The following is a 24213-nucleotide window of genomic DNA, read 5'->3' as shown; positions in this document are numbered from 1 at the left end:
AAAAAGACAAGAGAGTTTATCCTTTCTTCGCAGCGCACGCAATGGGTAAATCCCCCTCTTCCGCAGCCGGAAAAAGTCCGCCTCACGCCTTTTTTCCGCCGTCTTCCTTCCCGCCCTGCGCCAGAGGGTGGGAAGCATCGTAAATGCGCGTAAGGGCGGCGAGGTCGAGATGCGTGTAGCGCTGCGTGGTGGAAATGCGGCTGTGCCCCAGAAGTTCCTGTACGGCGCGCAGATCCGCCCCGCCTTCCAGAAGATGCGTGGCGAAGGAATGCCGCAGGTCGTGGGGGGAGACGTGCTGCGGAATGCCCGCCTCCTTCGCTCTTTCCTCCAGAATGCGCGCGGCCTGACGGCGGTCCAGCCTTTTGCCGCGCCTGCCGAGAAAAAGCGCCCTTTCTCCGTGTTCGGGCGGAACCTCGCTTCGCGCCGAAAGCCATTTTTCCAGCGCGGCGATGCTGGTATCGCTGAGGGGAACCTGCCGCTGTTTGCCGCCCTTGCCCATGACGATGACATGTCCCGTCTGCGGCCGCATGTCGTTCACGTTCAGGCCCAGCGCCTCGGAAATACGCAGGCCCGAACCGTAGAGCAGTTCCAGAAGCGCCGTGTCCCTGAGGTGGAAAATGTCTTTGCCGGGCGTTTCCGCAGGAGGGGCAATGTCTTTTTCTGCGGGCGGCTCCTCAAGCAGCGCGAAGGTCTGGTCCACGTTGAGCATGGCCGGATGCCGCTGATCCTGCTTCGGGTTGCGTACCCCGGCGCAGGGATCGGATTCTATTTTGTGCAGTCTGTGCAGGTGCCGGAACAGGCTGCGCAGGGCGGAGAGCTTGCGCGCCATGGAGGAGCGGGCCATGTTTCTGCGGAAAAGGGAGGCGGAAAAGCCCTGCACCATCTGCCTTGTGATTTCCGAAGGACGCGCCAGAGTGGCCCCCATGCCGTGCAGGTAGGTTTCAAATTCCAGAATGTCCAGAGCATAGGCCCGCACCGTGGCTTCGGAGGCGCCTTTCTGAAATTCCAGCCAGGCCAGGAAGGCGGCCGGGCCGGGCGGCAGGGAAGCGGTGATTTCGGCAATGCGGTTCATGGGGCGGCCTCGTAGCGGCCGTCGGAAAGACGGCGTACCAGCTGTTTTACTTCCAGTATCATGAGCGCGGCACTGACGGCTGCGCTGGTCCATGTCCCTCTTTTTTCCTGTGCGGCATACAGAAGCTCATCCTGAAGAAGCGGCCCCCTGCGCAGAAGGGCAAGGAGTGTTTCCTCCTCTTCCGTAAGGGAGGACGCGGGAGATGTTTCCGTACGGGCGACGGGCCGCACGGTTCCGGGGCGGAGAGCCTGCGGCGCAGCCGGGCAAGGAGCTGCGCCATGCGCGGCGGCTCTTGTGTTTTTCCGTGTATCCGGCAGCGGTTTTTCTTCTGAAGGAAGGAGCTTTGGGGGCGATGACCTCTGCAGGGAATCTTTCAGGTGCGGAAAAAGATCGGCCAGAATGTCCGCCGCATGGAAAACGGGGCGAGCGCCTTCCAGCAGCAGTTTCTTCGTTCCTTCGCGGTACGGACCGCGGAAGGTGTCCGGCGAAGGAACGTAGACGTTTCTGCCCTGTTCCGCTGCAAGACGCGCCGTGATGGTGCTGCCGCTTGCAGGATGAACGGCCTCCACCATGAGCACCCCGAGGGAAAGGCCGCTGATGATGCGGTTTCGTACCGGAAAGGCTCCCGGTCCGGGCGAAGTTCCGGGAGGCATTTCACTGATGATGAGACCCCGTTCTGCAATGTGCCGGTACAGTTCTCTGTGCCTTGCGGGAAAGACCATGTCCACGCCGCCGGGCATGACGGCTATGGTGCGGCCCGGCCCGGAAAGGGCTGCTCTGTGGGCACGACCGTCCACCCCGAAGGCGAGACCCGAAACCACGGTGACGCCGGAGCGGGAAAGCTCCCCGGCCACGGCCGCGGCGGTATCGAGCGCGGCGGCGGAACTTTCCCTTGAACCGACGACGGCTACGCATGGCCCGGCCAGCAGGGAAAGGTCGCCTCTGGCGTAGAAAAGGGCCGGAGCGTCGGGCAGTTCCTTCAAAAGCGCGGGATAGCGCGCATCCGTCCAGAGGATGATGGAAGCGTCGAGCGTGCGCGCATTCTCCCATTCCGGTCTTGCCCGTTCCCGCCATGCGTTGCGCGCAAGCGTTTCCGCCTTCTGCGGGGGGATGCCCGCCTCCGGCCAGCGGGGCAGATTGCTCACCGCCGCGTAGGCCGAACCGAAATGCCGGAGCAGAAGGCAGGTGCCGCGGCTGCCGAGCCCCGCGCAGCAGCGCAGGGCCAGGGCGGCCCAGTATTCCCGCCGTCCGTCTTCGTCAAGAGCGGCGAGCCCGGAAGGCCGGTCCCGTCCGCCCGTCATGCGCCGCTGCTCCCTTCGGCCCGGAAGAGCCGCGCGGCCCGGGTCATGGCCTCCTGCGTCGCCAGCAGGTACACCACGTCTCCGGCGAGAAGAAGCGTCTGCGCGCTGGGATTGTTGTTGATTTCCTCTCCCCGCCGGATGCCTGCGGCCGTAACGTCGTGTTCCTTGCGCAGCGCGGCTTCCGCAATGGTTCTGCCCGCCAGGGGAGAGCCTTCCTCCACGGTATAGGCCTGAAGCTGAAGGTCGGGCAGGCTTTCCATGATGGAGCCGCCCATGTCCAGCCTGCGCTGCATACCGTAGTTTTCGCGGCGTATGGCAAAGACGTATTCGTCAATGGTCTGGCGCGGAACGAGATAGTGGTTGAGCACGCGGGCGAACACCTCCAGCGAGGTCTCGAATTCTTCGGGAATGACCTCGTTGGCTCCCACTTCCTTGTAGGAATTCAGATTGCCCAGAAAGCGCGTGCGCACGATGATGTGCAGCGAAGGATTCATGGCCCGAGCGTTGGCGATGATGGCGCGGCTTCCCGCCGGGTCGGAGGTGAGAATGGCGAGCGTTCTTGCCGTGGCCGCGCCGAGATGTGCGAGCACCAGGGGGAAGGAGGCGTCGCCGTGTCGTATGGGTTCCGTGTCGCGGAAGCGAGCCACGGTGTCGGGGTTCATTTCGGAAATGATGTAGGGAATGCCGCAACGCTTTGCGCCGTGCGCCATGATCTGCCCGCCGATGCCGAAGCCGATGATGATGAGGTGATCCTTGAGAAGCCTTCCGTCGCGGATGATGCCGGGGGCTGCCGCAGTTTCGTTTTCCGCTTCTTCTCCGGCAACCTCCGTCGTCTGCACGTCGGGTCTTTTCAGAATGATGCCCGCAGCCCGCGGTGCGATGCCGATGAGCAGGGGCGTGAGCACCATGGTCAGAATGCTGGCGGCGAGGAAGATCTGATAGGCGTCGTTGCCGATGAGTTCGAGTCCGAGGGCCGACTTGGCCAGAACGAAGGAGAATTCCCCCACCTGTGCAAGACTGAATGCCGCAAGCAGCGCCGTGCGCAGGGAGTATTTCAGCACGAGCACGGAGGGGACGGCCATGAGTATCTTGGCCGCGATGATCCCCGCCGCGCACAGGGCGATGACGGGCAGGTGGGAGAGGAAGAAGTTCACGTTGAGCAGCATCCCCACGGAAATGAAGAATATGCTGGAAAAGACTTCCTTGAAGGGCATGATGCTTTCCAGCGTGTTGAGGCTGTACTCCGACTCCGCCATCATGAGACCGGCCAGAAACGCCCCCAGCGCCAGGGAAAGCCCCAGCCATGAGGTCATAAGCGCCACGGCGAGGCAGAGGCCCAGCGTGGCCATGAGCATGAGTTCGCGGCTGCGCGTGCGCACGATGCTGAACATGAGGCGGTGCAGGATGAACTTGCCGAAGAGCAGAATGCCGCCGATGACGAAAAGCCCCTTGCCTGCGGCAAAGAGCATGGAATTCATGTCGAGCTCCAGGCCGCCTGCGAGCAGGGGAAAGATGAGCACCATGGGCACGATGGCGAGATCCTGAAAGATGAGCACCGCAAGGCAGACCTGCCCCTGAGGAGATTCGGTGAGCGCCTTCTGCTGCAGTATGCTCAGCACTATGGCCGTGGAGGAAAGCGTGACCATGCATCCGTACACGATGCCGAGCCGCGGCCCGCACCACCAGAAGGTGAGGGCGAAGACGAAGGCCGTGGTCAGAAGCACCTGGGAGGAGCCGCCGAGAAAGAGAGGCTTTTTCAGGCGTACCAGTTCCTTGCCCGAAAGCTCCATGCCTATGGTGAACATGAGGAAGGCCACCCCCACTTCCGCCATCATGTCCACGGCTTCCGGGCTGGGAATGAGCCCGAGGGCCGAAGGGCCGCACAGAACGCCGGTGAGCAGAAAGCCTACAATGGAGGGCAGGCGGAAACGGAGACAGGCGAGGACGACGATGATGGAAAGAATAAACAGTACGACGATTTCGTGGAGGATCAGTTCTTCCATGGGAATTCCATCCTGCGGGCCCTTCTTCGGAAAGGGGGAAAACGGCGGAAATTTTTCCTGCCGGAACCGGTATGATATATAGCGTTTTTTCAAAAGCCGCAACGGAGTGCGGCAAAGTGCGCTTCCGGGAGAGCTTTGGGGCGGCATGTACGGAACGCTTCATCCCGGCGGAGTATTTTTCCTCAGGAGGGAGTCTGCCGGTCTCTCTTGGTTTTGCCCGGAAACGGGAATGCGGAAGGGACAGGGTCTTTTAAGCGCGACGCGCGGTGGCATTTGTGCAGGAAGGAACATCCCGGAGGATTCGCGCAGGGGAAAAGGAAAAGAAGACGATGATTGAGCTTTTTTTATCATTTCATGTAACGGTATATTAATTTATGATAAAAATGTTTTTTACCAATGCAGTTTTTTTTATATTTTAATTTGTATGAAAACATCATCAGCCTGTACTGATAATTTTTTTTGTTGAAAAGTGGTAAAAAATATTGTTGTATTTATTGTTTTTGATATCGATATTTTTTATAATAAAAAATATATAGTTGTAAATGTATGGTTTATTGTGGCCTGTTGTTGACATGGTTCACCGGCGTGCTATGCTGAAAAGGCTTTTTCACATATTGTATTTTTTTATGATTCATTTTTTTAATGAGAAGTCGATGAAAAGGGTCCGAAGTGCCGCAAATTGTTGCGGCACAGGAAAATATCGTCATGCGGGGGCCTTCGGTTCATGTACGTTTTGAATATGGCGGACGTACATTTTTGTGAAAACGCAAACAATAATCGAAGGCTTGTCGCCGGGCAGGGACGGCGCGGGTTTCAAGCCCCCGCGGCGATCCGGCAGGGCATGGCGGCGGACGGGAAGCCCCTCACGGGGAGAGTACCTGAAACATGTAATTCTTGGAGGAGAAGATGATGCAGACGCAAGGTGCCATCGGGAACCTGCTGAACAGGTACAGGTCGGTTCTTAAAAAGTGTATCAGTTTTAACTTATTAAGCGCAATTCTCTCTCTCTCTCTCTCTCTCTCTCTCTCTCTCTCTCTCTCTCTCTTTCTCTCTCTCTTGGTAGGAACGGCGCAGGCTTCGCTGAACATTGATGACGGCGCAGACCTCGTTACCGTGAGCGGCGGCACGCTGGAAAGCGGAACGTACGCCACCGATAAGGATATGGTCATATCCTCCGGCAAGCTGGTGCTCGGCAGCGAAGACGATACCTCCGCCACCGTTTCCACAAAAGGCGACATGTCCATTACCGGCGGCGACCTGTCCGTACTCGCCAGCGGCACCAAGGTGAGCGGCGCGCTCCAGATGCGGCCGGACAATACCCGGGTGCCCGAGGTCGTTCCCGGCACCAACAATACCTTCATCCCCGACGACAATCCCGACCTTGTGCCCGGCGTGCAGACCGTCAGCGCCGGCGGCGCCATGAACATCAGCGATGTGAGCGTCAACGTGGGCGCCCCCCGCTACGGAGCGGACGGGCCCGCGCCGGCCGACATTGAAAAGAGCTGGGAAGGTTCCCGCCTCGATTTCAAGAGCGGCGGCGACATGACCATTACCGGCGGCGACTTCCGCGCGGCCAACATCACCTTCCCCATCAAGGATGAGGGCAAGGCGGCCCTGCGCTTCGAGTCCGCAGGCACGCTTACGCTGGAAGGCGGCACCTACACCTTTGAAGGCGCGCCCATGGGCAACCCCGCGCGCAAGAACTACGACGCTCCTTCTCTTGCCAGCTTCCAGGGCGCCGACAACCTCGTGGTCAACGGCGGCACCTTCGATCTGCGCACCGCCCGCGTGCACATGGGTTCGGAAAACGGCAAGGTCGTCATCAACGACGGTGATTTCAATATTCAGAACGACAGCGCCTACCCCGGCTGGACCACCTTCGACAAGGTCGGCACCGATGTCGTCATCAGGGACGAGGCCGACAACACGCATGACAAGTACGGGGTGTTCGCCTCTCTCGACCTGAGCGACAGCGAAGTGGAAATCAACGGCGGCACCTTCAACATCGGCAGGGAAGACAGCCCCTATTCCAGCGCCAACTACATCAATCTTGCCGGTAAGGAAGCCGTGTTCAACGGCGGCACCTTCAATGTTTACGGCGGCGCCAACTTCGGCAACAACAAGGCCGGGCTCACCATCAACGGCGGCACCTACAACATGATCAACGGCGGCTACTTCGGCGGCCGCAACACCGACGGCGCTTCCGTAACGGTCAACAGCGGCACGTTCAATTTCATAGGCAACGGCATGGCCTCGGTCATCACCGAAGCCGCCTACCTGGACAAGGATGCCTACAACAAGACCAGCCTCGACATCAACGGCGGTACCTTCAACTTTGAAAAGTACGACGACAGCACGCAGGAAACCGTATCGTTCGGCGGCTCCTATGCGCTGAACATTTCCGGCGGCGACTTCGTGCGCAAGGCCGACGGCGTGAATTCCGTCACCGCTTCCTTCGCCTCTTCCGGTCAGACCGGCGTGACGGCGGATGCCTCCGGCGACATCAACATCTCCGGCGGCACCTTCCGTACCGAGAACCCCGTCAACTACACGGCCGGCGTGGAGCTGGGACGTGACGACAACATCCGCCTGTACAATGCCAACGACGTGGTGGACGGCCTGTATCAGCTGCATACCGACGAGAGCGTGGAAGCCATCTTCGCCACCGGCGACGAAGCGAAGATAAAGGAAGCCTTTGCTCCCGCCCACAATCCCGACTACCTGCCCACCAAGGAAGAAGTGCTCACCGCTCTGCACGCGGCCCAGAACATCAAGGTGGCCATGACGCAGAAGGCCTGGGACTTCGCCGCTGCGGGCGACCTCAACGTGACCGGCGGCACCTTCGACTTCAACACGGTGAACCAGTCCTCCATGAGCGCGCAGGGCACCCTGAACTGGGACGGCGGCACCCTGATAGCTCAGGGCGGCGGCGGTTCCACCACGCTGGAAGGCAAGGAAGGCATCGTCATCAAGAGCGGTACCATCAGGAGCCTCGGCTATACGGAAGACGGCCCCTCCGCCCTGCAGTATGACTACCGCGGCCGTCTCGACCGCGACCGCTGGACCCTCGGCAAGTACCTGGTCCTGAAGACCGACGGCGACATCATCATCGGTGAAAAGGGCACGGCCGGGCCGGACGTCTACTACAGTGAAGGTATGCTCCAGTTCGCCAAGTCCTCGTCGGAATCCAAGGACCCCGGCACGCTGTACCTGAACAGCGGTACCCTTACGCTGGACGGCCAGTATCGTTCCACCCTGACCTCGGGCAACATGAACAGCGTCATCGACGGCGGTACGCTGAACATCATCACCGGCGATGCCATCAACCGCAACGGTCTGGACAGCGCCTCCATGTGGACGCTGCCCCTCGTCATGAAGAGCGGCGCCATCAATCTGTATAATGCGCAGATATTCTCCACCGGTACGGATATTGAAGGCGGCACCGTGACCATGCTGGGCGACAGCGCCCTTACCAGCAATACCGGCGTTCTCAACATCACCGGCGGCACCATCAACGTGGGCGAACGCTCCTACATCGGCGCCATCAAGGGCGACAGCAAGGAACTTTCTCCCTATCCCACCGCGAACGGCGCCATCAATATCAATAATGCGGCGTTGAACTTTACCGTGGCGCAGCCTGCCGAAGGCACGCTCCTTGCCGTGGGTACCGATATCGGCGGCATCTACAACACGGAAGCCGGCGCCGACATCACCATCGGCAACGGTACCACGTTCTCCTTCTCGGATGCGGCCATACTCGACGCCGGTACCTACACGGCCGAAGGCTTTGTGGAATCCGAAGCCGGCGCCGTGAACATGGAAGACTTCGCCGGTGAAAGCCTGTTCTACACCTACAACATCAACAAGATCGACGATTCCCACGCCACCTTGTCCCTGAACGTCAAGGATACGCGCGACGCCCTCGCCGCCGTTACCCGTAACAGCAACGTGCTCGACAACGCCCAGAACTTCCGCATGATGCTGCGCGAAGCTCAGGATGTGGCCAACGGCGCGCTTGCCGCGGCGTTCGCTTCCGAAAGCAAGGCGCTCGTTTCCGACACCCTGCAGCAGATGGCCAATGAAAGCGCCCTCGGCGGCATGTACGCGGCCCGCAATACCATGGACATGTTCCGCGGTCAGCTCGGTGCGGCGGGAAGCCTCGGCGCCGGTCTGAACAAGGTGGACCTCGACCACGGCAACAGGCTGTGGGTGAACGGCATGGGCAACTGGGCCAGCGTGAACAACAGCAAGGGCGTCCAGGGCTTCGACATCAGCGCCGGCGGCCTCGCTGCCGGTTACGACAGGCTGTTCTTCAACGACAGGGTGCGCCTCGGCGCGGCCATCGGCGGAGTGCACAGCAAGGCCCAGACCAAGGACGTGCAGAGCAAGACCGACGGCAACACCTTCCTTGCCGGCGTCTACTCCTCCATCAACTTCAATCCCTTCTTCGTCGACATGAATCTGGCCTACGGCCGCACCTCCAACGACATCGTCAGCAAGATCAACATGGCGGGCGTGAGCGGAAGCAACTCCGGCTCGTTCGACACCGATTCGCTGATGGCATCGGTGCTGGCCAGCTACCACCTGACCTTCAACGACGGCGCGACCGTCATGGCTCCCTACCTGGGCCTGGAATACTTCTATGCCCATCAGGACGGCTACACGGAACACGGCGCTCTCGACCGCCATGTGGACAGCCTGCATGACGACGTGCTGACTCTGCCCGTGGGTGTGACGTTGAAGCATACCTTTACCGGCGACAACTTCACCGTGACGCCGGAAATCGGTATCGCCTACGCGCGCGATCTGAACGAGTTCGATCCTTCGGTGCGCACCGGCTACGGCACGGCGACCAGACTCTCCGCCCACGGTGTGGATGTCGGCCGCGACGCGCTGCGCGTGAACGCCGGCGTGACCACCGCCATCGGCAACGATCTTGAAGTGTTCGCCCGTTACGGTCTGGAAAAGAGAGAAAACTACACCAACAACCAGGTCATGTTCGGCCTGCAGTTCAAGTTCTAGGGCTTTTTCCGCCTGAAGGCGGAGAAACGGTTCAACATCCGGCGGCGGCCGGCTCCGAAAGGGGCCGGCCGCTTTGCATGACGGAGCGTGTTGCCTGCAAAGCGAAGGGGCTCCCCTGTCATATCTTGTACGTCTTTTGAAGAGAAAAAGACGTATTTTCGTTATAGTCTTCTCTTTCTATTTACGAAAAAGACGCCTCTTCGTCGTGAGTAGAGTCACTTTGTTGCTCTCTTTCTCCTTTTTGACTAGAATGCGCCCCTGTTGCAACGTGTTCCGCCTTTTTGTCTGAACCGTGAAGGCTGTTTCAGACGGCATGAACATGGTTAAAATATTCGTCCGTGAGCCTGTAGAAGTCATGGCCCATGGCAAGGAGCGACAGTCATGAACATTGTTTCTTCCGTGGATGAGGTGCGTGCCCGGGTAAAGGCCTGGCGGCGCGAGGGGCTGAGCGTGGGGCTCGTGCCGACCATGGGATACCTGCATGAAGGGCATAAGAGCCTCATCGTGCGCGCCGTTGCGGAAAACGACCGCGTGGTGGTCAGCGATTTCGTGAATCCCACCCAGTTCGGCCCCGGAGAGGATCTGGCAAGCTACCCGCGCGACATCGAGGCCGACGCGCGTCTTTGTGAAGAGGCCGGAGCACATCTGATTTTTCATCCCCGGCCCGAAGACATGTACGCGCCGGATTTCTGCACCTGGGTGGACATGCGTTCGCTCAGCGAAACGCTCTGCGGCAGAACGCGTCCCATTCACTTCCGCGGGGTGTGTACGGTGGTGAGCAAGCTTTTCCACATCGTTTCCCCCGACAGAGCCTATTTCGGACAGAAGGACGCGCAGCAGCTCGCCGTCATCCGCCGCATGGTGCGCGATCTCAATTTCGATGTGGAAATCGTAGGCTGCCCCATCGTGCGCGAGGCGGACGGTCTGGCAAAAAGCTCCCGCAATACCTACCTGAGCGCGGAGGAGCGCAAGGCGGCCCTGGTGCTGAGCCGTGCGGTGTTCCTCGGCCGGGAGATGATGGAAAAAGGCGAGAGGGATGCCTCGGCCGTAGTTTCGGCCATGAAGGCCTGCATAGAAAAGGAATCTCTGGCCCGCATCGACTATGTGGATATGGTGGACGCCTTTTCCATGCAGCCCGTGACGCGTGCGGAAGGCCCGGTGCTCTGCGCCATGGCCGTGTATATCGGCAAAACGCGCCTTATCGACAACTTTTCCTTTGAAGGGTAGCCCATGCTTCTCAACATGCTGAAGGGCAAGATACACCGCGCCGTGGTCACGCAGGCCGAGCTGGATTATGTGGGCAGCATCACCATCGATGAACGTCTCATGGAGGAAGCCTGCATTCATGAATATGAGCAGGTGCAGGTGGTGGACGTGAACAACGGGCTCCGTCTGGAGACCTATGCCATCACCGGGAAAAGAGACAGCGGCGTGATATGCCTGAACGGCGCCGCCGCGCGCCCTTGCTGCAGGCTGTGCGGCGCAGTTCACCGTCATGCCGCTTCTGGCCTATGCCCTGGCCCGGTTCTTCGACCTGCCCGCCGATCTTGCGCTCGGCGTCATTCTGGTGGGGTGCTGCCCGGGGGGTACGGCCAGCAACGTGATCACCTACCTCGCCTGCGGCGATGTGGCGCTTTCCGTGGGCATGACCGCAGCTTCCACGCTCATTGCGCCTCTTCTTACGCCCATGCTCGTGTATGTTCTTGCGGGAAGCTGGGTGCAGGTTTCCTTCTGGGCCATGGTGCTTTCGGTGGTGAAGATCGTGCTTCTGCCCGTGGCCGCAGGCATTGCGCTGCGCCGCAGCGCAGGCAGGGCGGTGGATGCCGTGGCCGACGTATGCCCGCTTGTCTCCGTGGCGGGAATCGTGCTCATCGTGAGCGGCATCATTGCCGTGAATGCGGAAAAAATTGCGGGCAGCGGGGCGCTTGTGCTGCTTCTTGTATTTCTGCACAACGGAGCGGGACTTTTTCTCGGCCTTGCGGCGGCAAGACTGCTCGGCCTGGATTATGCGAAGGCCACGGCCGTTTCCATAGAAGTGGGCATGCAGAACAGCGGCCTTGCCGTGGCGCTGGCTGCCGCCAACTTTGCCGCCAATCCCCTCGCCACGCTCCCCGGCGCGCTCTTCAGCGCATGGCAGAACATTACGGGCTCGCTCTTTGCCTCCTGGCGGCGGAAGGGGCGGCAGAAAGAAGTTGAGGCCCCGCGCGCTTGAGGGTTATATTGACCGGAAAGGGAATTGCAGGCTGCTTCACGATGCGGGGCGGCCGTTTCGTCGTTACGGCGTGCTTTTGCGGTCCCGCGGGGGGGGGGCGGCGCTCCCGGCGTCACCGGGAAACGGCCGTGCCTCGGAAAGCGGGGAAAACTCCGCGTCGAACATTCAGGGGGAATATATGCGAAAGGCTTTCAGACAGGCCGACCGTGAGGCTCTCATCACGCTGGGTCTTTATGTGTTCTTTTTCGTATGGTGGACGGCGTTCGCCTTCGGCCTCGGCTCCGGCGACGTGGAGGACTACGGGTATGTGTTCGGACTGCCGGAGTGGTTTTTCTACAGCTGCGTGCTGGGGTACCCCGTCATGACCCTCATTCTGTGGGGGGTGGTGCGGCGCTTTTTTGCCGACATTCCTCTGGATGAGCCTGAGGACGGCCGAGACGGGGAGAAATCATGAACATCGCGCTCATACCCCTCATAGGCTACCTTGCGCTCACGCTTCTGCTCGCGCTCTGGGCGCAGCGCCAGTCGAAAAAGGGCGCGGGCCGGGGCTTCATCGAGGAATATTTCATCGGCGGCCGCACCATGGGCGGCTTTGTGCTCGCCATGACCATCATTGCCAGCTACACGAGCGCGAGCAGCTTCGTGGGCGGCCCGGGCGTGGCCTACAAGCTGGGCCTCGGCTGGGTGCTTCTGGCCATGATACAGGTGCCCACCACCTTTCTCACCCTCGGGGTGCTCGGCAAACGCTTCGCCATTCTCGGCAGGCGCGTCCGCGCCGTCACCATCACGGATTTTCTTTACGCAAGGTACAGAAGCGATGCGGTGGTCGTGCTCTGCTCCGCGGCCATCCTGCTTTTCTTCGCCGCTTCCATGGTGGCCCAGTTCATCGGCGGGGCGCGCGTGTTTCAGGCCGTGACGGGATATCCCTATGAAGCGGGGCTCATCCTTTTCGGCGTGACCGTGGTGCTCTATACGGCGGTGGGCGGCTTCCGCGCCGTGGCCGTCACCGATGCGTTGCAGGGCGTGGTCATGCTCATCGCATCCGTGGTCATACTTCTTGCCGTGGTACGGGCGGGGGGCGGCATGGAACAGTGCATCCAGACGCTGAAAGGCATGGACCCGGGCCTCATTTCCCCTTCCGGCGCGGGAGGCGCCATTCCCGCGCCCATGCTCTTTTCCTTCTGGATACTGGTGGGACTCGGCATTCTCGGCCTGCCCCAGACCACGCAGCGCTGCTTCGGCTACAAGAATTCCAAGTCCATGCACGACGCCATGGTCATGGGTACGCTCATCATCGGCTTCCTGCTTCTTTTCATGCATCTTGCGGGCGTGCTGGGCCGCGCCGTCATGCCCGGCCTCACCTCCGGCGACCTCATCATCCCCTCGCTTATTCTGGAATTTCTGCCGCCGTTCTGGGCGGGCGTGTTCGTGGCAGGTCCCCTTGCCGCCATCATGTCCACGGTGGATACCATGCTGCTTCTGGTTTCCGCCTCCATCATCAAGGACCTGTACGTCCGTTACCGCCTGAAGAACGACGTTTCCGGCATTTCGGCAAAAAAGATAGGCCGCATGAGCTTCTGCTGCACCCTTGCCGCGGGGGTGCTGGTGTTCTGCGCCTCGTTCAATCCCCCGGATCTTCTGGTGTGGATCAATCTTTTCGCCTTCGGCGGGCTGGAAGCCGTATTCCTCTGGCCCGTGGTGCTCGGCATGTACTGGAGACGGGCCAACGCCACGGGAGCCGTATGGTCCATGGCGGCGGGCGTGGCGGCCTTCATGCTGCTTTCCGTGTTCAAGGTTCCCATGGGCGGCGTGCATCCCATCGTACCGACCTGTGTGATATCGCTTTTCGCCTTCTGGCTGGGCAGCCTCCGCGGTGCTCCCGTGCCGCCGGAGGTGACGAAGCTTTTCTGGGGCGAAGAGGACTAGCGTCCTCGAGGCATGACAGCGGCCCCGACGCTGTCAGAAGACGGATGGTTCCGCAGAGTTCATTTTTTTGAAACACCAGGAAAAAGCCCGGCACCGCCGGGCTTTTTCTCATGCAGGCAGGGGACGGAGCCTGATCAGGAAGGGAAGACCACGGGGCCGAATCCCATGCCGATGACCCATGCCAGCAGTACGCATACGGTCACCATGGGGAAGGAGAAGCGGAAAAAGTCCTTCGGCGAGGCATAGTCGTCCGAACCGAGAATGCTGGCCGCAATGGGCGGGGAGGAGAAGGGAAACATGATGGCGAGGTTGGCCACCATGCCCACGGTGAAGCAGGCCACGATGGGGTTTATGCCCTTCTGGGCGGCAATGAGCGCCGTGGTGGGCACCAGCAGCGAAATGACGGTGGCGGGATTGGCCCACTGGCAGAGAATGCCGCTGACGGCAAGCAGCACCAGCCAGGTGAGGGAAGGCGAAAGCCCTTCGAGCATGGGGGAGACCAGCCCGGCAAGCCACTTGTCTATGCCGCCTTCGATGCATACCTGCCCGAAGGCGAGAACGCCGGAAACGAAGATGAGAATTTCCCAGTTGATGGAGGCAAGGGCGGTTTTCCAGTCCAGCACGAAGGTGATTCTGCCCGTATCGTCGCGCCCTGTGGGAATGAAGAGCAGGCAGACGCCGCAGAGCACGGCGATGGTGGACACGTCGAGAAGCCTTGCCAGAGCGGGTATGCCGAAGCGGTTCGCCATGGGCTGCCCCAGACACCAGAGCAGGAGCGCGGCGATGAGCACGCCGAGGGAGGCCTTTTCGCGTATCGTCACCGGACCGAGACTTTCCAGTCTTTCGCTGATGACGTCCACACTGAAGCAGGAATCGCCTGTGGAACAGCCTCTGAGGAAGAAGATGTGGCAGAAGAGCACCATGGCTGCCAGCCACGCGATGCAGAGCGCCATGCCGAAGGCGGACCATTCCCAGAACTGTACCTGATAGTTCAGGGAAGAGGCGATGATGCCTATGACGAGAAGATTGGGTACGCCCCCCACGGGAGTTCCCGTGCCGCCTACGGAAGCGCCGACGCCGCTTGCGACCACCATGGCGCGGATGAGCGGGTGTCCGGGCCGGGCCCTCATGCTTTTCCCCAGCGCGACGGCGATGGACGTGAAGAGAATGGCCACGGGAATGTTCGGCATGATGGCGGAAAGAAGGCCGGCGGCCATGCCGAACAGAACCATCAGCCTTGTGGGGCTGTGAGCCACGAAGGCGGAGGTCACCACTTTGTAGGTGTAGCGTTCGATGAGGTTGCTGTCCTTCAGCGCGCCGAGCAGCAGCATGGAGCCGAGCAGCAACATGCAGGTGGGGCTGCTGAGGAAGGCGAAGCCTCTGGAGAGGGGCAGAACGCCCATGATTCCGTAGAGTACGATGCCGAAAAGAGCGGTGAAGGAAAGGGGAAAGGCCTCGGTCATCCACCACATGATGATCCAGGCGATGGCGGCGAGGCTTTTCATGCCCTGTTCGCCGAGCGATGCGGGGGCGGGGCAGGCAAGAAGGATGAAACACAGGAGCGGCCCGGACAGAATGCCGGAAAGATGCGGGCGTATGGAGGCGGTGTTTGCTTTCATGGGCTGGTCTTCCTGGTGCGGAGGCTCGGGAAGGGCCGCGCCGCCTTTTCGGCGGACGCGGCCCGGCCGGGGAACTACTTTCTCATCTCGCGCCACGAGGTCACGACGCTGCCGTCGTCCTGCTTCGTTACGTCGAGCATTTTGTCGGCGAGGAGCGGATTGGTGAACGTGAAGTCGGAGCGCCTGTGGTTGCCGCGCGTTTCCCTGCGTTCCAGCGCGGAACGCAGAATGCATTCGGCACAGTCGAACAGGTCGAGCACTTCCGCCGCCCGCATGAGGGTGTGGGAACAGGATGCCTTCATGCCGGCGTTCGTTTCCGCACGAAGCTGGGCCAGATAGGCGAGGCCCGCGTTGAGCAGCGATTCCGAGCGTACCTTGTAGGGGCCGATGTTGGCGTAGTCGCTCATGATCTGCGTGAGGGCGATGTTCGCCTCCTGCCATTCGGCGCCTTCCTCCCGCTCCATGAAGGAGGAAAGAAGCTCCATTTTGGCCCGGATGGCGGGGTTTTGTTCAAGATCGCCGGAGGCGGGGGCGGAGGAAGCCGAAGCCGCGGCGGCGTGGCCTGCCCTCCAGCCCATCCATGCGGCGAGGCCGAGGCCGCAGCCTGCGTTGCCCACCATGTCGCCGGCGGCGTAGAGGCCGGGAACCGTGGTCTGTCCGTTTTTGTCCACGTCCAGCCCGCGACCGTGCAGGATGGGTTCGTAGCGGGTGAATTCCACGGCGTGCTTTGCAGGATCAATGCCCTTGGCATCCATGTAGCCGATGAGCGCGGAAAGGCCTTCATCGAACATGGCGCGTCTCATGTAGGCCAGCGTTTCAGGCGTGTTTTCCGAGCAGTCGAGGTAGGCGGGACCCGAGCCGTTCTGCATGACGTCGATGAAGGCGGAATTCCAGATGTCGGAGGTCACGTCGCCGTATTCAGGGTCGGGTTTGGTGACGAAGGGGCCGAGCGGCCTGCCGTCGGGGTAGCGGTACACGCCTATCCATGTGGCCTTGCCTGCGCGCTGCAGATATTTGATGCCTGCATGGGTATAGGGAATTTCCATGTTCACCATGCTCGCGCCGATACGCCAGCCGAGGGCCTGACCGCCGGCATCGTTGGGACAGTGGGCGGTGTTGAACAGGTAGTTGGGTGTGGAGGCGTTGACGTACAGCCTGTGGGTGAGCCCTGTGGAGAGAACGACGCAGGGCGCCTTGACGAGCACGAAGGACGGTTCGGGGGTGGAAGCGTCGATGGCGAGCGCACCGCATACCCGGCCGTTTTCCTTGGCAAGCTCAACCACGGGATGATGGTTCAGCACGGTGACGCCGCGCTTTTTCATCTGTTCGGCAAGCACGGCCTTCTGCTTGCGGCCGTCGAACTTCAAAAAGGCGCGAGGCCTGCCGGGAAGGGCGTGCCCCTGGAAGTTCCAGCGGCCGAGAGGACGCATGTTGATGCCCCACTCCTCCCACATCTTCACGATGCCGAAGCTTTCCTGAAGATGCAGGCGCATGAGTTCCACATCCTTGGCCTGGCCTATGAGGCTGCCCATGAGTTCTCTGAGCACGGGTTCCATGTCGTCGCCGTGCACTTCGGGACAGTAGCAGCTGAAATGGTCGTTGCCCGTCGCGCCGGAACCGGAACGCTTCACATGGCATTTTTCCAGCACGACCACACGCTGTGCGCCGCCGTCCGCTGCGGCGATGGCCGCCATGGCTCCGCCGATACCTCCGCCCACGATGACCACATCGGCTTCAATCTTTCTGGAAACGGCGATCATTATTTCACCTCCGTGTGGCTGATGGTGTCGGCATTGACGTGCAGGAGCGTGTAGGAAAGCGGTATGCGGAGCGTGATGGCCCCCTTCGGGCAGTCGATCACGCAGGAATCGCAGTGCCAGCATTCTTCGGGAAATCTGACCTGGGGAACCCTGTCCACGGCGCGGTCGAAGACGAAAATATTGGAGTTGCAGATATCGGCGCAGGTGCCGCAGCCCACGCATTTGTTTCTGTCGATGACGGGAGGCATACTGTTCTCCTTGAAAAGTGTGTTCGGTGATTCCCGTCGCCCCGGCCTGATGGGAATCGACGGACACACGCTCAGGAGCAAAAAACGTGCCAGAGAGAAATATGCTTGTTTATGAAGGCGTTGGCATATGCTTTTTATTGCGGTATATTGAGTGTTTTTCAAAGATATGATAAAAATACTTCTTAAAAATCAAAGAAAGGACGAAAAATGAAGAACAGTTCTTCTTTCAGGCCGGAACCTGTGGCGCTGTCTCTTCAGGTCATGTACCGGATGGGCGGGCTGCGCAACGCGCTGGTGTATCTTCTCGACATCACGAGACCCATGATGCCCGTGACCCGGATAAATACGATTTTCGCCTACAGCGACGCATCCACGGTGATAAGCGTGGCCGATACCAGCACCGTGAGCGTATCGAACAAATACAGCGGGGGCGGTCGTTCCCGGCCGCTGATTCTGAGCGCAAGAACGGGGGAGACGCTCATCATCGGCGATCTTTCGGCCTATCAGCACGACCCCGAGGTACTCAGCGAACCTTCCTGGCGGGACATGCCCTATCTGCATTACCGTTCGCTTCTGCGGCTGCCGCTTTTTTCCAGCCGGGGCAATACGTTCCTCATCAATTTCTGGTCGGAGGAAAAGGACGGCTTCGACGATGAGGACGCCGTCTTTCTGCAGAAGCTGCTCGAACCTCTTGCCGAAGAGCTGCGCGGCAATTTTTCGGATATTGCGCTTCAGGGAACAGGGCCGTCCCCGCAGACGCTGTCCGGCATGGAGAAGCTGGCCCTCTGTCCGGGCATGATGCAGGTTCGGCAGCTTGTGGAAAGCGTGGCGAGGTGCGACAGCATGGTGCTCATTCTCGGGGAAACGGGGGTGGGCAAGGAATCCGTGGCCGAATCCATCCATCAGCTTTCCGCCCGTAGGGAGCGGCCCGTCATCAAGGTGAACTGCGGGGCCATTCCCCGCGATCTCATCGACAGCGAGCTTTTCGGGCACGAGAAGGGGGCGTTTACCGGCGCTTCGGCCTCGCGTCCGGGATACTTTGAGATGGCGGACGGCGGAACGCTGTTTCTGGATGAGATAGGAGAGATGTCCCCGGAGTCGCAGGTCAGGCTGCTCCGCGTGCTGGACTGCGGCGCGGTGCGCCGCGTGGGCGGGGTACGGGAGTTTCACGTCGACGTGCGCATCATTGCGGCCACCCATGAGGATCTGCCGGAAAAGGTCAGGGACGGGCGTTTCCGTCTCGACCTGTGGTATCGTCTTTCCGTCTTTCCTCTGCGCATCCCTCCTCTTCGGGAAAGGCTCGGCGATATTCCCGTACTGGTGCGTCATTTCGTGCGTACGAAGGCGCACAAGCTCGGTCTTGCCGCGCTGCCGGATATTCCCGAGGAGGAGCTGTTGAAGCTGCTCCATCACCGCTGGCCCGGCAATGTGCGCGAGCTTGAGCATGTGGTGGAGCGCGCCCTCATTACGCGGCACGTCGGCCCGGACGACGGCAGGCTGCGCTTCGACGTGACGCCCGTGCCGGGACGGGATGTTTCTTTGGCAGGAGAAGACGGCGTGCTGGCGCTTCATCTGCGCAGGCCGGAAGAGTGGCCGACCCTGAGGGAGGTGGAGGACCGCTATATCCGCGAGGTGGTGCGGCACTGCGGGGGCAAACTGACGGGAACAGGTTCCGCCACCAGCATTCTGGACATTCACTACTCCACGCTGCGCGCCCGTATGCGCTCCGAATAGGCCGGAAAAACTTCAGCCGTAACGGCAGGCGGAAAAGGGGCGCGGCTTTCGCCGCGCCCCTTTCATGCCCTGACGCGTTTCTCAGGGCCTAGAATGCCGGAAGCGGAAAGACTACAGCGCTTCCACGTCGGCAATGAGCCGGTTCACCGCGTCTTCCGTGGTGGCCCAGCTCGTGCAGAAGCGCACCGCGCTCCGCTTTTCATCCACCTTCTGCCAGAAGCTGAAGGCGTATGTTCTGCCGAGTTTTTCCAGCGCTTCGTCGGGCACGACGGGGAACTGCTGATTGGTGAAGGAGTCGAAAAGCAGGTCCCAGCCCTTGTCGAGGAAGGCACGGCGCAGGCGCATGGCAAGCATGTCGGCCTGTTCCGCCATCTTGAAGTAAAGGTCGTCCCGGAAAAGAGCCGTGAACTGCACGCCCAGGAGCCGCCCCTTGGCCAGCATGGCGCCGCGCTGCTTCATGAGGTAGCGGAAATCCTTTTTCAGCAGCGGAGAGCTGATGACCACGGCTTCGCCGAACAGCGCGCCCACCTTGGTGCCGCCTATGGTGAACACGTCGCAGAGCCGCGCGTAGTCGGCGAGCGTCAGGTCGTTTTTTTCGGACATGAGTCCGTAGCCCATGCGCGCGCCGTCTACGAACAGGGCGAGGGAAAGCTCGCGGCAGGCGAGGCTGATGTCCTCAAGTTCCGCCTTCGTATATAACGTGCCGAATTCCGTGGGCGCGGAAAGATAGACCATGCCCGGCTGCACCATGTGTTCGTGGGAGGCGTCGGCGGCGTGTTCGGCGCAGGCCCTGCGTATCTGAGAAGCGGAAATTTTTCCTTCCCGGGCGGGCAGGGCAAGCACCTTGTGCCCCGTGGCTTCCACCGCTCCGGTTTCATGAACGTTGATGTGCCCGTTTTCCGCGCAGAGCACGCCCTGCCACGGCCTGAGCGCGGATTCTATGACCACGAAGTTGGCCTGCGTGCCGCCCACCAGAAAGTGTACGTCGGCCTCCGGGGCATGGCAGGCTTCGCGGATGAGGGCGCGGGCCGTGTCGCAGTAATGGTCTTCTCCGTAGCCGGGGGTCTGTTCCAGATTGCTTTTTACAAGAAGTTCCATGACGCGCGGATGCGCGCCTTCGCCGTAATCGCATTCGAAACGCAGCATGTTTATCTCCTGATTTCCAGTTTTTTCCAGCGGCAGCACAGTTTTTCGATGATGTGGCAGCTTTCGTAGACCATGATGCCGAGCAGGCTCATGGAAAGAATGCCGCAGAACATTTCCAGCTGGTCGCCCCTGCCCCATGCATCCATGATGAGAAAGCCGAGTCCCTTCTGCGTGGCGAAGGATTCGGCCATGAACAGCACCGCCACGGCCGTGCCGCTGCCGACCTTGAGCGCCGTCATGGAACTGGGAAGAGCTGCGGGGACGAGCACGTGGCGCACGAGCTGTGCGGAGGTGCCGCCCAGACTGCGGAAGGCTTCGAGATAGCGCATGTCCAGCCTTCGTATGCCGTCGCGGGTGACCACGAGAATCTGGTAGCCGCAGGTAAGGGCGATGAGCAGTATCTTGGGCGCGTCTCCCAGCCCGAGAAGGGTGAGAAACACCGGCAGCAGCACGATCTTGGGCAGGGGGTAGGTAAGAAAGACCATGGGCGACACGTAGCGGTCGATGCGCTTTTTGTAGCCCAGCAGTATGCCCAGGGGAAAGGCCGTGACCCAGGCCAGAACCATGGCCGAAACCACGCGCACGGCGCTGCTTTTGATGTGCCCGGGCATGTCCGGCCCCATGAGGGCGTCGCACCATGCCGAAAGCACGTCCAGAGGCGCGGGAAGAAGGTAGGGCCCGAGAGCCGTCGCTCCGGCCTGCCAGAGGAGCAGAATGGCGAGAAAGGCCACGAGATAGCGCAGAAGTATGTCCAGCGCCTTCATGGGAGATTCTCCTTTGACGTTTCTTCGTCGGCGCCCTTCAGGGCCTGGCGCACCTGCCGCACGAGAGCGAAGTATTCGTCGCTGTTGCGGCAGGAGGCATTGCCGAAACAGGGGTTGTCCAGCCACAGCCTCAGATTTTCGGGGCTTTTGCCCATGACCATGACGTGGCGGCCGAGGAAGACGGCTTCCTCCACGTTGTGCGTGACCAGCATGAAGCTCATGCGGCGGCGCTGCCAGATGTCGAGCAGAAGATTCTGCAGGTGTTCGCGGGTAATGGCGTCGAGGGCGGCGAAGGGTTCGTCCATGAGCAGAAGATCCGGCCGGGAAATGAGGGCGCGCCCTATGGCCACGCGCTGCCGCTGACCGCCGGAAAGCTGCATGGGAAAGCGTTTTTCCAGGCCTTCCATGCCCAGTTCCTTCAGCATGGAGCGGGCTTCTTCATGCCGGGCGGCGCGGGAAACGCCCCTGAGCTGCAGAGGCAGCGCCAGATTGTCGCGCACGTTTTTCCAGGGAAAAAGCCCGTAGTCCTGCATGATGAAGGCCGTGCGGCAGGTTTCGGGAAAGAGCACCTCGCCGCGGGAAGGCGCGGTCAGCCCCGCCACCACGGAAAGCAGCGTGCTCTTGCCGCAACCGGAAGGCCCGATGACGGCAAGGGTGGAACCTGCGGGGAGGGTGAAGCTCACATCCGACAGCACGCAGGTTTCCCCGAAGTTTCTGCCGAGGCGGGAGACACGCAGAACGGGAGTTTCTTCGCTCATTGTTCTTCCTGAAAAACGATGTCGGCCAGGGGGGGCAGGCCTTTTTTCAGCATACGCCCCTGTTCCATCCATCCGGCATAACGGCGCAATTCCTCTTTCGAAGGCAGCCCCAGGGGAGTGAGGGGAGCTTCAAAGCGCAGCATGGCGTAACGCTCCTCGGCCTGCGGGGCGAGAAGCCTGAATTTCTTCATCATGGCCTTGTAGGTTTCGGGAGAGGCGTTGATGCGTTCCGCTTCCTCGGCAAGGGCGGCGCGGAAGCGCCGGACACGGTCGCGGAAGGCGTCCTCGTCGCCGCTTTGCGGCTTTTTCAGCGCGATGACGGCAAGGGGCAGGTCGAGTCCCCTGTCGTCGATGAGCACGCGGGCGCCCTGCGCCTCCACCAGGGAAAGCAGGGGTTCGGGCAGCAGGGCCGATTCCATGCGGCCGGAAAGCAGCATCTGAAGGCGCACCGGTATCTGCCGGATATCGCTTTTTTCCAGCGTTCCCGCCGCGTTTTCCCGCTCGAGCATGGCGTCGAGCACGAATTCCACGATGGTGGCCCGGCCTATGGCGCAGCTTCTGCCTTTAAGGTCGCTTACGCTCTTTGCGGAAGAGGAGGGGCTGACCGCAAGACCGAAGAAGCGCGCCCCGGGAACGGAATGGGAGGTGGTGGCCACAATGACCTGCGGCGCGCCGCTTTCATTCTGCATGAGAACATTGATGATGTCGCCGAAGTGTCCGTCGAGCGAGCCCGAGCGCATGGCCGCGCCGAGTTCCAGCGCGCTCTGGAAGGGCACGACGTTCACCTCGAGCCCGTGGGCGGCGAAGGCTCCGTCTTCCTTCGCGGCGTAGAGCAGCAGAGAATCCGCAGCGGGCAGCGCGCCTATGTTCAGCGTGTCTGCGGCAAGGGCGCCGCCCCGGAAGAGGAAGAGGGAAAGAAAAAGAGCGAGAATACGGTATCTGAGCATGAATGTTCTCCTGAAAAAGTCGTCACACGCGCCAGGAACGGGCCTTTGCGGCATTCAGATACCCCAGCGCGAAGGATACGGCGCGCACGGTAAGTTCTTCGCAGGCATGGGGCGGATCGGAAGGCTGAAAGCCCCCCGGCCTCAGGTCGCGGCAGAGCAGGGAACCGAAACTCTCCGTGAAGTCGCGGGCGAAAAGACGGCACAGCTCGGCGCTGTGCCTGTCCGTAAGGCCCAGCTTTGCGCCGAGAATGCCGGTGAACATGAGCGCGCCTTCCACCAGGCCGCACTGGGCGCGGAAGCGTCCTGCGCCGTGCATCCCCGTGGCGGCCTGCAGCGTCTGCGGCAGAATGGGCACGTTGAAGGCTTCTCCGAGGCAGAGAAGCATGGTTCTGGCGCAGTTGAAGTTCTTGTCCCAGTAAAGCCCGTGTACCTGCCGCGCGATGTCGTTCATGCCGTCGTCCTTTTGCTGCGGATGTTTTCCTGTGTTTTTCCGCGCGGACGCAGGCGCGGGCCGCAAGGCTCCGTGAAAGGCGCTGCGTCGTGCGGCACGGTGTTATTTTTCTTCCTTTTCCGGCCGGAAAGGAGCCGTGGAGCGGTTTTCTCTGAGGTGATGGGAAAACTCCACGCGGGTGATGTTGTTCGGAGCGCTGCCGCCCGTCATGCGCTCATAGAGAATATGGAAGGCGTTTCTGCCTTTTTCCTCGATGTGATGCTCAACGGAGGTGAGCCCGATATGCTGCATGTGGGAGGCGGAAAGATTGTCGAAGCCGCACACGCTGTAATCTTCCGGCACGCGCAGGCCCTTTTCGGCCAGAGCGTCCAGCACGCCGTAGGCCACGGAATCGTTGACCGCCACAATGCCGGAAACGGGAGATCCGCGCTTCAGGCATTCCATGGTCAGCTCGTAGCCTACACGGTGCTCTATGCTGGTTTCGTTGAGTTCCTCAAGGGGAGTGATGTCCCGCGAGAAAACCTGCACGGAGGTGCCTTCCTCCTGCGCGTACACGGCGCGCACGCCGTCGAGTCTGCGCGTACGCATGGCGTTTACGCTGTTGAGCGTGGTGGATATGAAGGCGATGTGCCTGTGGCCGAGGCCGAGCATGTGGCGCCCCACCAGCATACCCGCGCTGTAGTTGTCGAGTTCCACAGTATCCACGTTCAGGCTGGTGTTCCTGTCGCCTATGACCACGATGGGAATGCTGCGGTTGACTTTTTCCAGCAGCGGACTCTGGGGCATCATGGTGAAGATGATGCCGGAAACGCCCATGTCCACGGCCATGTCGAGAAGCTCGTTTTCCTTTTCGGCTTCACGGTAGGTGGTGAAGATGATGGTGGAAACGCCGTGCTGTTCTGCGGCCTGCTGTATGGCCTGCACCATGCTGGAGTAATAGGCGTTGCCGATGTTGGGGCTGACGATGAGCACGAGTTTTCTGGCGGAAAGGGGCCTGGCCCTGTGCCTTGCGGGGGAACGGTAGCCCAGAACTTCCGCCGTATGGCGTACGTTCCGCACCGTGTCCGGGGAAAAGGAAACGTCGGGCCGTCCGTTCAGAATCATGGAGGCGGTGCTCAGCGAAACTCCCGCCGCCCGGCTTACGTCTTCCAGAGTGATTCGTTTTTTCGTCGTCATGGCAGCATCTCCGAGAGAAGGCTAACGACAAGGCCCGCTTTCGTCAAACAACGGGTGCGGAAAGGCTATTAAAA

At 60.9% G+C, this 24213-nt stretch carries 18 protein-coding genes and 2 pseudogenes; 7 read left to right on the top strand and 13 right to left on the bottom strand.

What is annotated here, in order from left to right:
• Positions 1–82: 82 nt before the first annotated feature.
• The 4 genes from CZ345_RS02240 to CZ345_RS16460 all read right to left on the bottom strand — a co-directional run bounded on the left by CZ345_RS02240 (position 83) and on the right by CZ345_RS16460 (position 5545).
• On the bottom strand, positions 83–1072 hold the full coding sequence (locus CZ345_RS02240) for a tyrosine recombinase XerC (protein WP_077071565.1): 990 nt from the start codon (positions 1070–1072) through the stop codon (positions 83–85).
• The gene (dprA, locus tag CZ345_RS02235) at positions 1069–2373 is read right to left on the bottom strand and encodes a DNA-processing protein DprA (RefSeq protein ID WP_077071564.1); all 1305 of its coding nucleotides are present in this window, start codon (positions 2371–2373) and stop codon (positions 1069–1071) included. Before dprA ends, CZ345_RS02240 begins: the two co-directional genes overlap by 4 nt.
• The gene (locus CZ345_RS02230) at positions 2370–4376 is read right to left on the bottom strand and encodes a monovalent cation:proton antiporter family protein (RefSeq protein WP_077071563.1); all 2007 of its coding nucleotides are present in this window, start codon (positions 4374–4376) and stop codon (positions 2370–2372) included. Before CZ345_RS02230 ends, dprA begins: the two co-directional genes overlap by 4 nt.
• A gap of 863 nt (positions 4377–5239) precedes the next feature.
• Positions 5240–5545, bottom strand: a complete 306-nt coding sequence (locus CZ345_RS16460) for a hypothetical protein (protein WP_144277208.1) — start codon at positions 5543–5545, stop codon at positions 5240–5242.
• Between CZ345_RS16460 and CZ345_RS02225 the strand changes: the two genes are divergently transcribed.
• The 6 genes and pseudogenes from CZ345_RS02225 (at position 5538) to panF (ending at position 13536) form a co-directional block, all read left to right on the top strand.
• Positions 5538–9398 carry an autotransporter domain-containing protein gene (locus CZ345_RS02225; protein ID WP_144277207.1) on the top strand — a complete coding sequence of 1287 codons (3861 nt, stop codon included), beginning with the start codon at positions 5538–5540 and terminating at the stop codon, positions 9396–9398. The genes CZ345_RS16460 and CZ345_RS02225 overlap by 8 nt on opposite strands.
• 381 nt (positions 9399–9779) lie before the next feature.
• Positions 9780–10625: a pantoate--beta-alanine ligase gene (panC, locus tag CZ345_RS02220; RefSeq protein WP_077071561.1), complete on the top strand. Its 846-nt coding sequence runs from the start codon at positions 9780–9782 to the stop codon at positions 10623–10625.
• A gap of 3 nt (positions 10626–10628) precedes the next feature.
• A pseudogene (panD, locus tag CZ345_RS17645) lies at positions 10629–10853 on the top strand (aspartate 1-decarboxylase); the annotation flags it as partial.
• Positions 10854–10863: 10 nt separating this feature from the next.
• Positions 10864–11610 (top strand): annotated as a pseudogene (locus CZ345_RS02210) (bile acid:sodium symporter family protein); the annotation flags it as partial.
• Positions 11611–11788: 178 nt separating this feature from the next.
• Entirely contained in the window at positions 11789–12064 is a 276-nt protein-coding gene (locus tag CZ345_RS02205; RefSeq protein ID WP_077071559.1) for a YhdT family protein, read from the top strand.
• Complete coding sequence (gene panF, locus CZ345_RS02200; RefSeq protein WP_077071558.1) at positions 12061–13536, top strand: sodium/pantothenate symporter; 1476 nt, start codon at positions 12061–12063, stop codon at positions 13534–13536. Before CZ345_RS02205 ends, panF begins: the two co-directional genes overlap by 4 nt.
• Positions 13537–13670: 134 nt before the next feature.
• Here the strand turns inward: panF and CZ345_RS02195 are convergent, their stop codons facing one another.
• The 3 genes from CZ345_RS02195 to CZ345_RS02185 form a co-directional block, all read right to left on the bottom strand.
• Positions 13671–15155: an SLC13 family permease gene (locus tag CZ345_RS02195; RefSeq protein ID WP_077071557.1), complete on the bottom strand. Its 1485-nt coding sequence runs from the start codon at positions 15153–15155 to the stop codon at positions 13671–13673.
• Between the two features lie 74 nt (positions 15156–15229).
• The gene (locus CZ345_RS02190) at positions 15230–16915 is read right to left on the bottom strand and encodes an FAD-binding protein (protein ID WP_077071556.1); all 1686 of its coding nucleotides are present in this window, start codon (positions 16913–16915) and stop codon (positions 15230–15232) included.
• Complete coding sequence (locus CZ345_RS02185) at positions 16915–17163, bottom strand: 4Fe-4S dicluster domain-containing protein (RefSeq protein WP_077071555.1); 249 nt, start codon at positions 17161–17163, stop codon at positions 16915–16917. The genes CZ345_RS02190 and CZ345_RS02185 overlap by 1 nt, the downstream gene beginning before the upstream one ends.
• 207 nt (positions 17164–17370) lie before the next feature.
• Here CZ345_RS02185 and CZ345_RS02180 point away from each other — a divergent pair, with 207 nt between their 5' ends.
• The gene (locus CZ345_RS02180) at positions 17371–18897 is read left to right on the top strand and encodes a sigma-54 interaction domain-containing protein (protein ID WP_077071554.1); all 1527 of its coding nucleotides are present in this window, start codon (positions 17371–17373) and stop codon (positions 18895–18897) included.
• Between the two features lie 111 nt (positions 18898–19008).
• On the opposite strand, the gene CZ345_RS02175 is transcribed toward CZ345_RS02180, so the two are convergent.
• From CZ345_RS02175 to CZ345_RS02150, 6 genes are all read right to left on the bottom strand, one after another.
• Positions 19009–20043 carry a threonine aldolase family protein gene (locus CZ345_RS02175; protein WP_077071553.1) on the bottom strand — a complete coding sequence of 345 codons (1035 nt, stop codon included), beginning with the start codon at positions 20041–20043 and terminating at the stop codon, positions 19009–19011.
• Between the two features lie 2 nt (positions 20044–20045).
• A complete protein-coding gene (locus CZ345_RS02170) occupies positions 20046–20807 on the bottom strand; it encodes an ABC transporter permease (RefSeq protein ID WP_077071552.1) in 762 nt (253 codons plus the stop codon).
• Positions 20804–21565 (bottom strand): ABC transporter ATP-binding protein, encoded by a 762-nt coding sequence (locus CZ345_RS02165; RefSeq protein ID WP_077071551.1) that lies wholly within the window; start codon positions 21563–21565, stop codon positions 20804–20806. Before CZ345_RS02165 ends, CZ345_RS02170 begins: the two co-directional genes overlap by 4 nt.
• Positions 21562–22512 carry an ABC transporter substrate-binding protein gene (locus CZ345_RS02160; protein ID WP_077071550.1) on the bottom strand — a complete coding sequence of 317 codons (951 nt, stop codon included), beginning with the start codon at positions 22510–22512 and terminating at the stop codon, positions 21562–21564. The genes CZ345_RS02165 and CZ345_RS02160 overlap by 4 nt, the downstream gene beginning before the upstream one ends.
• 22 nt (positions 22513–22534) lie before the next feature.
• Complete coding sequence (locus CZ345_RS02155) at positions 22535–22963, bottom strand: C-GCAxxG-C-C family protein (protein WP_077071549.1); 429 nt, start codon at positions 22961–22963, stop codon at positions 22535–22537.
• 102 nt (positions 22964–23065) lie between these two features.
• On the bottom strand, positions 23066–24139 hold the full coding sequence (locus CZ345_RS02150) for a LacI family DNA-binding transcriptional regulator (protein WP_077071548.1): 1074 nt from the start codon (positions 24137–24139) through the stop codon (positions 23066–23068).
• Positions 24140–24213 lie beyond the last annotated feature (74 nt).

Source organism: Mailhella massiliensis (assembly GCF_900155525.1).
In the GTDB taxonomy this organism is placed as follows: Bacteria; Desulfobacterota; Desulfovibrionia; order Desulfovibrionales; family Desulfovibrionaceae; genus Mailhella; species Mailhella massiliensis.
Note: the sequence above shows the minus strand (reverse complement) of the source record. Positions and strands in the feature narration are given on the sequence as shown.